The sequence below is a fragment of the Sphingomonas sp. Leaf198 genome, from assembly GCF_001424005.1.
Taxonomy (GTDB): Bacteria; Pseudomonadota; Alphaproteobacteria; order Sphingomonadales; family Sphingomonadaceae; genus Sphingomonas.
The window spans coordinates 147620-160526 of the sequence record NZ_LMPX01000001.1; the positions used below are offsets into that span (position 1 = coordinate 147620).

Sequence of the window (12907 nt, forward strand, 5' to 3'; positions counted from 1 at the left end):
TTTCGGTCGTTCCGGACAGTGCGGTCGGCCGAGCCTCTTGACTGGACGACGCCGGCAAAGGAAGCGGGCGCCGGTAAATGCGTAGGGAGTTCAGGATGACGGAAGCACCTTTGGTCGCAGGGATCGAACTCGGCGGCACCAAATGCATCTGCATCCTTGCGCGCGGCCCCGACCAGATCGAGGAGACCGTCCGCATCCCGACCACCCGCCCCGAGGAAACGCTGGCGGCAATCGAGGCGGTGCTCGACCGGTGGAGCGGGTTCGTCGCGATCGGCATCGCCAGTTTCGGGCCGGTGTCGATCGATCGTCATGCCGGCGATTACGGCCACATCACCTCGACACCGAAGCCGGGCTGGGCCGGCACCGATATCGCCGGCCGGTTGCATCGCCGATACGGCGTGCCGACCGGCTTCCATACCGACGTCGTCGGGGCGGCGCTGGCCGAAGCGCGCTGGGGCGCCGCCACCGGGCTATCCGATATCGCCTATGTCACGGTCGGGACCGGGGTCGGTGTGGGGATGATCGCGAATCACCGCCCGATCGACGGGCTGACGCATTCCGAACTCGGCCATATCCGTCCGGTCCGATTCCGCGGCGACGACTGGGTCGGCAATTGCCCGTTCCACGGTGCCTGCCTGGAGGGGCTCGTATCGGGCCCCGCCATCGCCGCGCGGATCGGCAAACCTGCCGACCAGGCACCGGCGGAAGATCCCGTGTGGGACGGTGTCGCCGATGCGCTCGGTCAACTCTGCCATACGCTGGTGCTGACCGGCATCCCGCGACGGATCGTCATGGGCGGCGGCGTGATGGGCGCGACGCATCTGTTCCCGCGCGTCCGGGCGGCGATGACGCGAAGCCTTGGCGGGTACATCACGCTGCCCGAGGTCGCGCTGACCGACACGTTCATCGTGCCACCCGCGCTCGGTAACAATGCCGGCCCGCTCGGCGCGATCGTGCTGGGAGCTCAAGCACTTGGCCAACAACTAGCCTCGTCGTTTACACCGTCTTAACCGCGTTCCGTTACCGCTTGTCGTCAATAGAGAAGGGCATCGCGCAGTACCGTTTAGTGGCGGCCTGTTACGCTTGGCCTGCTAAGTGCGACATGGAGCGGTACATCGATGCGTATTCTGATCGTGGACGACGAGCCGGCGATGCACGACAGCTATCGGCGCAGCTTCGCCGGACAGCATCCGATCGGCGCCGACACGCTGGGTGCGATGGCGGCCGAGCTCTTCGGCGACGCCCTAGCTGACGAAGCGCGCGATACCGCCGATGCGATCCCTGCGTTCGCGTTGACGCACTGCGACCAGGGCCTTGATGCGGTTGCGGCGGTCGAGCGTGCCAGCGCCGACGGCGATCCGTTCACGGTCGCGTTCATCGACGTTCGCATGCCGCCGGGGATCGACGGCCGCGAAACCGCGATGCGGATCCGCGCGATCGATCCCGCGATCAACCTCGTCATCGTCACCGGATTTTCCGATTTCTCGCCGGTCGAGATCAGCAAGGTCGCGGGGCCCGCCGACAAGATCTTCTACATCGCCAAGCCGTTCGAAGTCGCCGAGATCACGCAGACCGCGACCGCGCTCGCCAAGCGCTGGGAAAACGACCGCGAGCTGGTGGCGGCACGCGATCAGCTCGCGGCGCAGGTCATCCAGCTCGAGGAGCAGGGTGCCGAACTGGCGGCGAACGAAAGCCGCGCGATCCACATCGCTACGCATGATTCGTTGACCGAAGCGCCCAACCGTCTCGCCTTCCTTCGCGCGCTGGCCGAGCGCACCAAGACACAGGGTGCGTTCGCGACCGTGATGGTCGACCTCGACCGGTTCAAGCTCATCAACGACACGCTCGGCCATCTGGCGGGCGACGAACTGATTCGCGAGATGTGCGCGATCCTCAATCGCGCGTCGCCCGAGGGCGCGCTGGTGGCACGGCTCGGCGGCGACGAATTCAGTATCCTGTTCGAGACCTCCGGCGAGGCTGCGGCGGTGATGGCGTGTGAGCGGGTCATCGCGGCCTGTTCGGTCAGCGTCCAGGTGTTCGGCAACTCGGTCCAGGCCGGCGCGTCGGCGGGGCTGGTCGTCACCGAAGGCGGGCAGGGCGGCGACCCGGTCGACGTCATGCGCCGCGCCGACCTCGCGCTCAACGACGCCAAGCGCGGCGGTCGCGGGATCGTCCGGCTGTTCGACGAGAGCATGGACGAAGGCATCCGCTTTCGCCGCCGGGTCGAGGGCGGCCTCAGCCAGGCGATCGCCAAGGGCGAACTCAGCCTGGTCTATCAACCGATCGTCTCGGGAAGCGCGATCGAGGTGATCGGGTTCGAAGCGCTCATCCGCTGGAACACCGGGGAATACGGGTCGATGAGCCCGGCCACCTTCATCCCGATCGCGGAGGAATCGAACCTTATCCACGAACTCGGCGACTGGGTGCTGGGCGAGGCGCTCCAGGTCCTGAAGCAATGGCCCGGGCAATATGTCTCGGTCAATTTCAGCCCGCGCCAGTTCCGCCGCCAGAATTTCGTCGGGCACATCATGCAGAGCGTCCAGCGCGCCGGGATCGAGCCCGCGCGCCTGCAGATCGAGATCACCGAAACCGCGATCTTCGACGACGCCGAACGCGCCGCCGACACGCTCTACAAGCTCCGCCAGATGGGCTTCCGGATCGCGCTCGACGATTTCGGGACGGGCTATTCGAGCCTCTACAACATCCGCAAGTTCGCGCTCGACTGCCTCAAGATCGACAAGTCGTTCATCGACGGCATGGGCCGCGAACGCGAAAGCGCAGCGATCGTCCATTCGATCATCCATCTCGGCCGCGCCCTCGGGCTCGGCGTCATCGCGGAAGGCGTCGAGACCGAAGCGCAGGTCCAGGCGCTCCGACTCGCCGGTGCCAGCCATCTCCAGGGCTATTTCTTCTCGCGTCCGGTCAGCGCGGAGGTCGCGCTGGAGATGGCCAATGCGCGGATCGTCGGCGGTAGCGACGATACCGCGGGCGATGGTCCGATGGTGTATCGCAGGTCGGGCAACGGGACGCGCGGCTGATGGCCGGACTCCCCGTCGGCCTGGTGCGGCGGTTCGCGATGCGGTTCAGGCGGGTCCGCGGTCCGGCATCGCTCGGCGCCAAGCTCGTGCTGATCATGACCGCGGTCGGGCTGTGCGCCGCGATCGCGATCACGATGCTGCTCGCCGGTATCATCACGCCGAGCTTCACCAAGCTCGAGGACAAGGCGATCGCCGGGCATATCGAGCGGACCCGCGCGGCGCTGTCCGAATACGAGGCCAAGGTCGAAAGCGCGGTGCGCGACTATGGCGACTGGAACGACAGCTACGCCTATATGGTGGATCCCGACGCGACACCTCGGCGCGTGGGAGCCGAACACGCCCGCTTCGAGAACGACAGCTTCTCGCCGCTGGCGATGAGCAACATCGGCGTCGACGGCATGGCCTATGTCGCGCTTGACGGCCGGATCGTGATCGCCCGCTGGCGCGATCCGGTCAGCGGCGTCGAGCGGCCGGCGATGCGTCGCCAGCTGATCGCGACGATCGCGAGGACGGATATCGTGCGGGCGCTGCAGGGGCGGAGTTCGGGGCGGTTCTACGCGCGGATCGGTGACAGCGTCGCGGCGGTCGGGATCGCCCGCGTTCGCCGCTCGGACGGCAGCGGCGCGCCGCGCGGCTATGTGCTGATGGCGCGGGTCATCACCTCGCAACAGATTTCCGACCTGCTCCAGCTCGACGCCCGGATCGATCTGAACGCCGCGGGGATCGCCGAGACCGTGACGCCCCGCACCGGTATCCTGACGATCGCGGTGCCGATGAAGGGCGCCGACGGCCGCGGCGTCGCGAGCACGCGGTTTAGCGTGAGACGCGACGTATCCCTACTCGGCCGCCGCATGCTGCTGCTTGCGGTCGCCGGGTCGACCGTCCTGCTGCTGCTCGTCCTGGCCGTCCTGCGACGGACGATCACTCGGCTCGTGCTGCGTCCGCTCCACCGCGTCGAAAGCCATATGGAGCGGGTGCGCGCATCGGGCTCGCTTGCTCTGTTGAGCGAGCACGGGCGCCGCGACGAGATCGGTTCGCTTGGGCGCAGCTTCAATGCGATGCTCCGGCAGCTGAAGGACCTTCGCGAGCAGATCGAGGTGCAGTCCTTCGACCTCGGGCGCAGCGAAAGCGCGGTCGCGGTGATGCATAACGTCCGCAACGCGCTGAACCCGATCAGCACGATTCTCAGCCAGGGCATCGCGCAGGCCCCGCCAATCGAGCGCGCCACCGTCGACCGCGCGCTGGGCGAACTCGTCCGCACCGATGTTCCCGAGGCGCGCCGTCGCAAACTGGTCGCGTTCGTCGCCGCCGCGGTCGAGGCGGAGTCGGCCAACCGCGAGGCAACGCGCCGCGAACTCGCGGTGGGGCGCGAAGCGATGGCGCATGTCCTCGAGATCATCGGCCAGCAGCAGAAGGCCGCGCACGAGCGGCCGACGCTGGAACAGTGCGACGTCGCCGACATCATCGCGCGCAATGCGACGATCGCGCGCTATTCGCAGAATGTCTCGATCGCGTTCAGCTTTCCCGCCGGGCCGATCCTGGTGATGGCCAGCCGCGTGATCCTCAGTCAGGTGATCGGCAATCTGTTCGGCAACGCGTCCGAATCTATCGTCGCGCGGGGGCTGGGCAGCGGATCGATCATGACGTCGATCGTCGAACAGGACGACCGCGTCACGATCGTGATCCGCGACGATGGCGAGGGATTTGCTCCCGACCTCGCGCCGAACCTGTTCCAACGCGGATTTTCGACGCGGCATCACAAGTCCGGCGGCCTCGGGCTGCACTGGTGCGCCAACTCGATGACCGCGATGGAGGGATCGCTGCGGCTCGAAAGCGACGGGCCCGGATTGGGCGCGGTCGCGATCCTGTCGCTGTACCGCGCGGCGGCAGGGATGGCCAAGGCGGCGTAGGCAGCAGCGGTCGGGGTTACGCCCGGTCAGGCGGCGCGCGCGCCTTCAATCGCCGGGCGCAGATACGGTGCGACCATCTCCTGCTCGAGAAACCAGCGCTGGCGCGCGATCGGCAGCGTGCCGAACCCGCCGATGATCCCCCGACACGACGCGCTCCCGCAGGCACACGGCATCTGCCAGGCGGGATCGGCGAGCGTGGTCGAATAATCCCACGCGATCTCCTCGCCGACCGCGATATCGCGGATCGCCACCAGGAAGACATTGTCGCCGACGAACTGTAGCCCGGTGTTGGGCGAACAATTGTGGTTGATCAGGTCGTCGATCCGCCCCGACGGTCCCATGAAACTGCCGGCGGTCACCTGCATGAAGCGATCGGCGGTCCCGTGCATCGCTGCGGGCACGCGGTCCGCGGCGATCCGGCGCCCCGAAAAGCGGATGACGGTCTCGCCCGCGGCGAACCCCGCGGCGGCATACACCGTCTTGCCGAGATGCGTCTCGCCGACCGTGAACAGGTTGGTCGTCGAGCGGTACGAATCGAGGACGAAGAACCGGCCGAGCCGCAGCCCGAACGATCGCGCCGGATTGATCGTCGACAGTCCAACCATCAACCACACGCTCGCGTGGCAGAGTAGCTCGACCACGATATAGCCGTATTCGCCGACCCCGGAGCCTTGCGTCCGCGTCGCCAGCAACAGCGTTGCCAGATCGCCGAACGTCCACAAGCCCCAGGCGGGCGATCGTTCGCGCGTGCGATCCTCCCGGATGCTCTGCCAAGTCGGCCAGAAGCTGATCGGTACCGCGGCGACGACCAGCATGTGCGCCCAGAAGGTTTCGTGAAACGCGACCCACAGCAGGATCGCGGCGAAAGCGAACGCCATGCACAAGGTTTCGCTTGGGGTCGGCGCGCGCCACCGCGATCGCCGCCACATGACCAACGTGACGACGACGCAGGCTATCGCCGACCCGCCGAAGACGAGGCTTTGCGGAGCATGCGGATTGACCGCGGCGTAGGTGGTCGCCTCGACCCCGGTCGCGGCGCTCCAGATCAGCCACGACGCGCGATTGGGCTCGACCAGATGACGCTGCAGCCCCGCGAGATAGAGCGCGTAGCCCGCCGCACTGAAACCGATTGCGATGAAGAACCAGAGTGCGATCGCGGTTCCCCCCGGTGTCTCGTCCGCGAAAGGGTAAACGCGGCGATAAGCAACGTCCACGTGAAAGCGCGATCCTCCTTCTCCCTCTCCCCTGCGGGGAGAGGGTCGGGGTGAGGGGCAGCCCAGCAATGCTCCGCCCGGAACAGCCCCTCACCCCAACCTTTGCGGCAAAGGGGAGAGGGAGCAGATTATTCCAGCTCTCTCCCCAGAGGCAGAGGGAGCACATCACAACAAGCTCGGCTGCACCTCGTCCTCGTCGCCGACGATCCCCGACAGCGTCAGCCCCAGCAGCCGCACCCCATCCGGCACCGGCAGTTGCGCCATCAACAGATCCAGCCCGGCCGCCAGGAACGCGGTCTTGTCCGTCACTGCCGACAGCGACGACCGCGCCCGCGTGATCGTCCGGAAATCGGCATGCCGCAGCTTCAACGTGATCGTCCGTCCCCGCGTCCCGTGCTTTTCGATCCGCACCCACGCGGCGTCCGCCACCCGGTGGAGCGCGGCGCGCAGATCGTCTGGATCGCGCAGGTTGGTCTCGAACGTCCTCTCCGCGCCGACCGACTTGGCGGCACGATTGACGCGCACCGGGCGATGGTCGATGCCGCGCGCCGCGCCGTACAGATAGTCCGCATAGCTGCCGAAATTGGCCTGGAGGAAAGCGAGGCTGCGCCCGAACAGGTCCGCGCCGGTCAGGATGCCGAGCCGTTCCATCTTCTGCGCGGTGACCGGCCCGACCCCGTGGAAGCGCTTGACCGGCAGCGACTGGACGAACGCCGCACCGCGCTTCGGCGTGATGATGCAGATCCCGTCGGGCTTGTTCTGGTCGGACGCGAGCTTGGCGATGAACTTGTTGTAGCTGACCCCGGCGGAGGCGGTGAGGCCGGTATCGGCCTTGATCCGCGCGCGGATTTCCTCGGCGATCGCCGCCGCCGTGCCGAGCCCGCGGATGTCCTCGGTCACGTCGAGATACGCCTCGTCGAGCGACAGCGGTTCGACCAGATCGGTGTAGTCCGCGAAGATCGCGCGGATCCGGTCGGAGACGTCGCGGTACACGTCGAACCGCGGCGGCACGAACACGAGGTCGGGGCAGCGCCGGATCGCGGTGGCCGACGGCATCGCGCTGCGCACCCCGAACGCGCGCGCTTCGTAGCTTGCCGCGGCCACGACGCCGCGCGCGCGCGATCCGCCGACCGCGACCGGTTTCCCCCTCAGCGACGGATCGTCGCGCTGCTCCACCGACGCATAGAAGGCATCCATGTCGACATGGATCACCTTGCGCTGGGCGGGCGGCTGGGTAGGAGGACTCATCAGCGCGTTAGATAGGCGCGCGGGGGGCGGCGATACAGGTGCATCCGCAACCAATCGTCCGGCCGCAGATATTGCCGACAGGCAAACGAAGGGACGCGAATGCAGGTCGGGACGGAATGCTGGCGGGTCGAACAGGCCGAACAGATGGCGGTGATCGTCGATGCGGCGGACTATTTCCGGACCGCGCGCGTCGCGATGATGGGCGCCAAGCGTCGCATCCTGCTGATCGGCTGGGACTTCGATGCGCGCATCGCCCTCGAACCCGGCGTCGATCGCCCCGGCGAGCCCAAGACGCTCGGCGAGTTCATGCTGTGGCTGGTCGAACGTGAACCCGACCTCGAGATCTTCGTGCTGCGTTGGGATACCGGCGCGATCAAGTCGCTGTTCCGCGGCTCGACCGTCTTCACGATGCTGAAATGGATGAAGCACAAGCGCATCCACACCAAGCTCGACGGGCATCATCCGACCGCCGCATCGCATCACCAGAAGATCGTGATCATCGACGATGCGCTGGCGTTCTGCGGCGGCATCGACATGACCGGCGACCGCTGGGACACGCGCGATCACCACGATGGCGATCCGCACCGCGTTCAGCCGTCGGGCAAGCCGTACAAACCGTGGCACGACGCGATCAGCGCGGTGCAGGGGCCCGTGGCGCATGCGCTGGGCGAGCTGTTCCGGCGGCGCTGGCACCTGGCTGGCGGGATGAAGATGGCGGCGGGCGAACCCGGCGGAAAACACTGGCCCAAGGGGTTGCCGGTCGATTTCCGCGATGTCGACGTCGCGATCGCGCGCAGCGAACCCGAGATGTCCGACCAGGAACCGGTCTACGAAAGCGAAGCGCTGTTCCTCGGCCAGATCGCGCGGGCGAAGAAGCATCTCTACATCGAGAGCCAGTATTTCGCATCGCGGAAGATCGCCGAGGCGGTCGCGCGGCGGCTCGACGAGGCGGACGGGCCCGAAATCGTCATCGTCAACCCGACCACCGCGCAAGGCTGGCTCGAACCGATCGCGATGGATACCGCGCGGGCGCGGCTGATGGAGGCGCTGCACCGGCGCGATACGCACGGGCGGCTGCGGATGTATCATCCGTACACCGCCGGCGGCGAGCCGATCTATTGCCACGCGAAGATCCTGATCGCCGACGACGACGTGTTCCGGCTCGGGTCGTCGAACATGAACAACCGCTCGCTGCGGCTCGACACCGAATGCGATCTGGCGATTCGTGCGACCGACGACGCGACTGCGCGGGGTATCGCCGCAATCCGCGACGGGTTGATCGCCGAACATCTTGGGGTCGAGGTGTCGGTGGTCAGCGATCTGATCGCCGAGACCGGGTCGCTGATCGAGACGATCGAGCGCCTGCGCGGCAAGGGAAAGACGGTCCAGCCCTACGAGGTCCCCGACCTGACCGCGGTCGAGGAATGGCTGGCGGACAACGAGGTGCTCGATCCCGAAGGCCCGGAAGAGATGTTCGAAGCGCTCAGCAAGCGCGGCCTGTTCCGGCGGCTGCGGCGGAAGAAATAGGTCTGACCCGCCCGCGACCCGTCATCCTGACGAAAGTCAGGACCCAGGGTTCCAGGCATCCCGCTTTATTGCTCTAGATACTGACTTTCGTCAGGATGACGGCGCGTTCGCTTTGCGACGGCGTAGGGGTCCTTCGCTGCGCCCGCCAAAAACAGGAAAGGCCGCGGCACCCCCCGGTACCGCGGCCTCATGCGCTCCCGAAATACAGGGGAGTTACGCGACCTGCGCTTCGAGCACCTCGTCGGGTTCGCGCAGCACATAGCCGCGACCCCAGACAGTCTCGATGTAATTCTCGCCGTCACATGCCAGGCTGAGCTTCTTGCGCAGCTTGCAGATGAACACGTCGATGATCTTCAATTCCGGCTCGTCCATCCCGCCGTACAGATGGTTGAGGAACATTTCCTTGGTGAGCGTCGTGCCCTTGCGGAGCGAGAGCAGCTCCAGCATCGCATATTCCTTGCCGGTCAGGTGGACCCGGCTGCCATCGACCTCGACCGTCTTGGCGTCGAGATTGACCGCGAGCTTGCCGGTGCGGATGACCGACTGGCTGTGACCCTTCGAGCGGCGGACGACGGCGTGGATGCGCGCGACCAGTTCCTCGCGGTGGAACGGCTTGGTGACGTAATCGTCGGCGCCGAAGCCGAAGCTCCGCACCTTCGAGTCCATCTCGTTCACGCCCGACAGGATCAGCACCGGCGTCGACACCCGCGCGACCCGCAGGCGCTTGAGCACGTCGTAGCCGTGCATGTCCGGCAGGTTCAGATCGAGCAGGATGATGTCGTAATCATACAGCTTGCCCAGATCGAGGCCTTCTTCTCCGAGATCGGTGATGTAGACGTTGAACCCTTCGGTCGTCAGCATCAACTCGATAGCCTTGGCCGTCGTCGGCTCGTCCTCGATCAGCAGCACCCGCATGCGTCGTCCCCTGTTCGCGAGACCGCTCGACACCTCATGTCCGCAGCTCGACTTCCATTCATTAACCACAGGACAAATGAAGGTAAAAGGTTAATTTCGACTTAAGTGCAGCGGCCCGCCGAGCAGGGGCCAAGATCTTATCCGGCGGAGAAAAATTGTAAGTTCCGAAATTCCTGAAGTTTTGTCGGGGGCTTAGCGAGCCTCAGGCCTGGATCGGCAGCGTCAGCATGGCCGACAGCCCACCGAGTTCGGACGATCGTCCGAGCGTTAACCCACCGCCGTTGAGCTCGGCGAGTTCCCGCGTGATCGACAGGCCGAAGCCATGCCCGTCGCCGCGTTCGTCGAGCCGACGGCCGGGCATCATCGCCTCGTCGATCACCGCATTGTCGAGCCCGTCGCCGTCGTCGGCGATCGTCAGCGACACGAGGGGACCTTCTATAACGGCGATAATCGAGATCCTCGCACGCGCGTGGCGCCAGGCATTGTCGAGCAGGTTGCCGACCATCTCGTCGAGGTCCTGCGGGTCGATCGCCACCGCGATGTCGGGCGGCACGGCGATCTCGACCGACAGCGGACGCTCGGCATGGATCCGCCGCAGGACGTCGGTGAGATCGCCGATCGCGGGGGCGATCGCGGTGCGCGCGCGTGCGCCCGACCCGGCGGCGTCGGCGCGCGCGCGCCCGAGATGATGGCGGACGCGCGAATCGATCTGGTCGACCATGTCGCGCAGGTCGTCGCCCGCGTTCGCCTCGGCCAGCTTGAGCGACAGTGCGGCGAGCGGCGTCTTCAGCCCATGTGCGAGGTTCGCGACATGCTGGCGGGCGTGCGCCAGCCCCGCGGCATTCTGGTCGATGAGCGCATTGAGTTCGACGACCAAAGGGCGCAGTTCGCCGGGCTGATCGTCGGGTACGTGACGCGCGCTGCCGGCCCGGACGGCTGCCAGCGACTCGCGCAGATCGCGCAACGGACGAAACCCGATCCGGAGCTGGACGAGCGTCGCCAGCCCGAGACCGATACCGAGCAGCGCGAGCGACCCGAGCAACGGGATCATCGCCTCGCGCAACGGTGCCTCGACGATCCGCCGCGGGCCGATCGCGGTGATCGTCACCGGGCCTGCCCGACTGGCGACGGTCGAGGTGCGCGAATGCAGGCGTTGCCCGTGCCGGTCGCGCGTCTCGCCGGGCCGCGGCTGCCGGTCGTCGATCTCTGGCGGTGCCGGCGGGCGAGGGAGGGCAGTGTAGGGGCCGGGCAGAGCGGTAGCCTCGGAAAATGCCCCGTCGCTGGTCCAGCGACCCGCAGGACTTGCCACCTGCCAGGCCCAGCCCGAACCGGGCGAGTCGAATCCGTCCAGGTCGACCACGCGCGTCCGGTCGAGCGTCCCGTCGGGGCGGACCGCGCGCGCGACCACCGACACCTGCGCGTCGAGCCGGTCGTCGAGTCCGTGCATCACGAAGCGTTCGAGGACATGGCTGATCGCGAACCCCGCGAACACCAGCGCGACCAGCGTCGAGATCGCCGAGATCGCCAGCATCCGGCCATAGAGCGACCGCGGAACGAGCGACCGCCGCACCCTCACGCGCCGCCGCCCGTCAACCGGTAGCCGCGGCCGCGCACCGTCTCGATCATCTGCGCGCCGATCTTGCGCCGCAACCGGCCGATGATCACCTCGATCGAGTTCGAATCGACATCCGCATCGCCTTCATAAACGCGTTCGATCAGGTCGGCGCGTTCGATCACGACCTCGCGCCGGAGCATCAACGCAGACAGCACGCGCCACTCGAACGCGGTCAGTTTCAGCGGCAGGCCGTCGAGCTCGAACGTGCCGAGCTGCGCATCGAACGCCAGTGGCCCGCACGTCACGCGCGCGGCGGCATGACCCGCGGCGCGGCGGACGAGCGCGCGGAGTCGCATCACGACTTCCTCGACGCGGAACGGCTTCACGACATAATCATCGGCGCCGGCCTTGAACCCCTCGACCTTTTCCGACCAGCCGTCGCGCGCGGTCAGGATCAGCACCGGCAGGTCGCGCCCGGCCGCGCGCCAGTCGCGCAATACCGACAGCCCGTCTCGCTTGGGCAGGCCGAGATCGAGCACCGCCGCGTCGTAGAGTTCGGTCGCGCCGAGGTGGCCGCCATCCTCGCCGTTGGTCGCGACGTCGACCGCGAAATGCTCCGCGCGCAACGCCCGCGCCAGCCCGTCGGCGATCGCCACGTCGTCCTCGACCACCAATACCCGCATGCCGTCGTCCTCCCCGGTGGTCCTCTATGCCCAAGTGCCAAACGGAAACTGAACGGCTTGGTTCAGCGGGCGTCGGCCGACTCGGCGTAGAGCGCCTCTCGTCAACCAACGAGAGGAAAGACATCATGTCGGAACACCCCGCCAATCCTTCGAAGTTTCGCCGCAACCGCCTGGCGATCGCCGCCGCCGGTCTACTCGTCGTCGGCGGTGCCGCCGGCGCCGTCACCGTCGCCGCCACCCGCCCGACGGTGAGCATGGCCCCCGCCACGCCGGTCGCAATCCGCTCGCTCCAGTCGGACGGCATCGTAACGATCCGCGGCACAGTCGCCGAGGTTTACGGCAACAAGTTCGTGATGGCCGATCGCACCGGCCGCGCGCTAGTCGATCTCGGTCGCGAAGGCGAGGACGGCACGCTCGTCACCGCCGGCCAGCCGGTCACCGTCCAGGGGCAGTTCGACCAGGGCTTCGTCCATGCGTCGTATCTGGTCGGCGCGGGCGGCAAGGTCACGGCGCTGGGCCCGGTCGGCGGTCCGCCGCGCGGTCCGCATGGCCCCGATGGTGGTCCCGGCGGCCCCGGTGGCGGCCCTGCTGGCCCTGGCGGTCCAGGTGGACCCGGTGCGCCGCCACCGCCGCCGCCAGCCGGCGTCCTCCCTCCGGCACCGATGGGAACGGCACCCGGCACGCTGCCGCCGGCTCCGGCCCCCGGTGTTACGCCACCCGCTCCGGTGACCGGCACCCCGCCGGCGCCGATGACCGGCACCGTGCCGGCTCCAACGACCGGTACTACACGACCGGCGCGCGGCGTCTGACCCGAGAA

Annotated in this window: 10 protein-coding genes; 5 read left to right on the top strand and 5 right to left on the bottom strand. The window is 67.4% G+C overall.

All coding sequences use genetic code 11. The features are described from left to right. The first annotated feature begins 95 nt into the window (after nt 1-95). The 3 genes from ASG20_RS00710 (at nt 96) to ASG20_RS00720 (ending at nt 4948) form a co-directional block, all read left to right on the top strand. Nucleotides 96-1010, top strand: coding sequence for an ROK family protein (locus ASG20_RS00710; protein WP_056047309.1), 915 nt, complete (start codon nt 96-98; stop codon nt 1008-1010). A gap of 108 nt (nt 1011-1118) precedes the next feature. Next, a complete protein-coding gene (locus ASG20_RS00715; protein ID WP_056047312.1) occupies nt 1119-3038 on the top strand; it encodes a putative bifunctional diguanylate cyclase/phosphodiesterase in 1920 nt (639 codons plus the stop codon). Further along, on the top strand, nt 3038-4948 hold the full coding sequence (locus tag ASG20_RS00720) for a CHASE4 domain-containing protein (RefSeq protein WP_056047315.1): 1911 nt from the start codon (nt 3038-3040) through the stop codon (nt 4946-4948). Before ASG20_RS00715 ends, ASG20_RS00720 begins: the two co-directional genes overlap by 1 nt. A gap of 26 nt (nt 4949-4974) precedes the next feature. Here ASG20_RS00720 and ASG20_RS00725 read toward each other — a convergent pair whose 3' ends face one another. Beyond that, the gene (locus ASG20_RS00725) at nt 4975-6162 is read right to left on the bottom strand and encodes an SET domain-containing protein (RefSeq protein ID WP_231420375.1); all 1188 of its coding nucleotides are present in this window, start codon (nt 6160-6162) and stop codon (nt 4975-4977) included. A gap of 165 nt (nt 6163-6327) precedes the next feature. After that, a complete protein-coding gene (gene dinB / locus ASG20_RS00730; RefSeq protein WP_056047317.1) occupies nt 6328-7410 on the bottom strand; it encodes a DNA polymerase IV in 1083 nt (360 codons plus the stop codon). Nucleotides 7411-7509: 99 nt separating this feature from the next. Between dinB and ASG20_RS00735 the strand changes: the two genes are divergently transcribed. Next, complete coding sequence (locus ASG20_RS00735) at nt 7510-8937, top strand: phospholipase D-like domain-containing protein (RefSeq protein ID WP_056047321.1); 1428 nt, start codon at nt 7510-7512, stop codon at nt 8935-8937. 213 nt (nt 8938-9150) lie between these two features. Here the strand turns inward: ASG20_RS00735 and ctrA are convergent, their stop codons facing one another. The 3 genes from ctrA to ASG20_RS00750 form a co-directional block, all read right to left on the bottom strand. Next, nucleotides 9151-9852 carry a response regulator transcription factor CtrA gene (gene ctrA, locus ASG20_RS00740; protein ID WP_055872989.1) on the bottom strand — a complete coding sequence of 234 codons (702 nt, stop codon included), beginning with the start codon at nt 9850-9852 and terminating at the stop codon, nt 9151-9153. 202 nt (nt 9853-10054) lie between these two features. Next, a complete protein-coding gene (locus ASG20_RS00745) occupies nt 10055-11428 on the bottom strand; it encodes a sensor histidine kinase (RefSeq protein WP_231420373.1) in 1374 nt (457 codons plus the stop codon). Next, nucleotides 11425-12090: a response regulator transcription factor gene (locus ASG20_RS00750; protein ID WP_056047327.1), complete on the bottom strand. Its 666-nt coding sequence runs from the start codon at nt 12088-12090 to the stop codon at nt 11425-11427. Before ASG20_RS00750 ends, ASG20_RS00745 begins: the two co-directional genes overlap by 4 nt. 125 nt (nt 12091-12215) lie before the next feature. Between ASG20_RS00750 and ASG20_RS19750 the strand changes: the two genes are divergently transcribed. Further along, entirely contained in the window at nt 12216-12899 is a 684-nt protein-coding gene (locus ASG20_RS19750; RefSeq protein WP_201780657.1) for a hypothetical protein, read from the top strand. Nucleotides 12900-12907 lie beyond the last annotated feature (8 nt).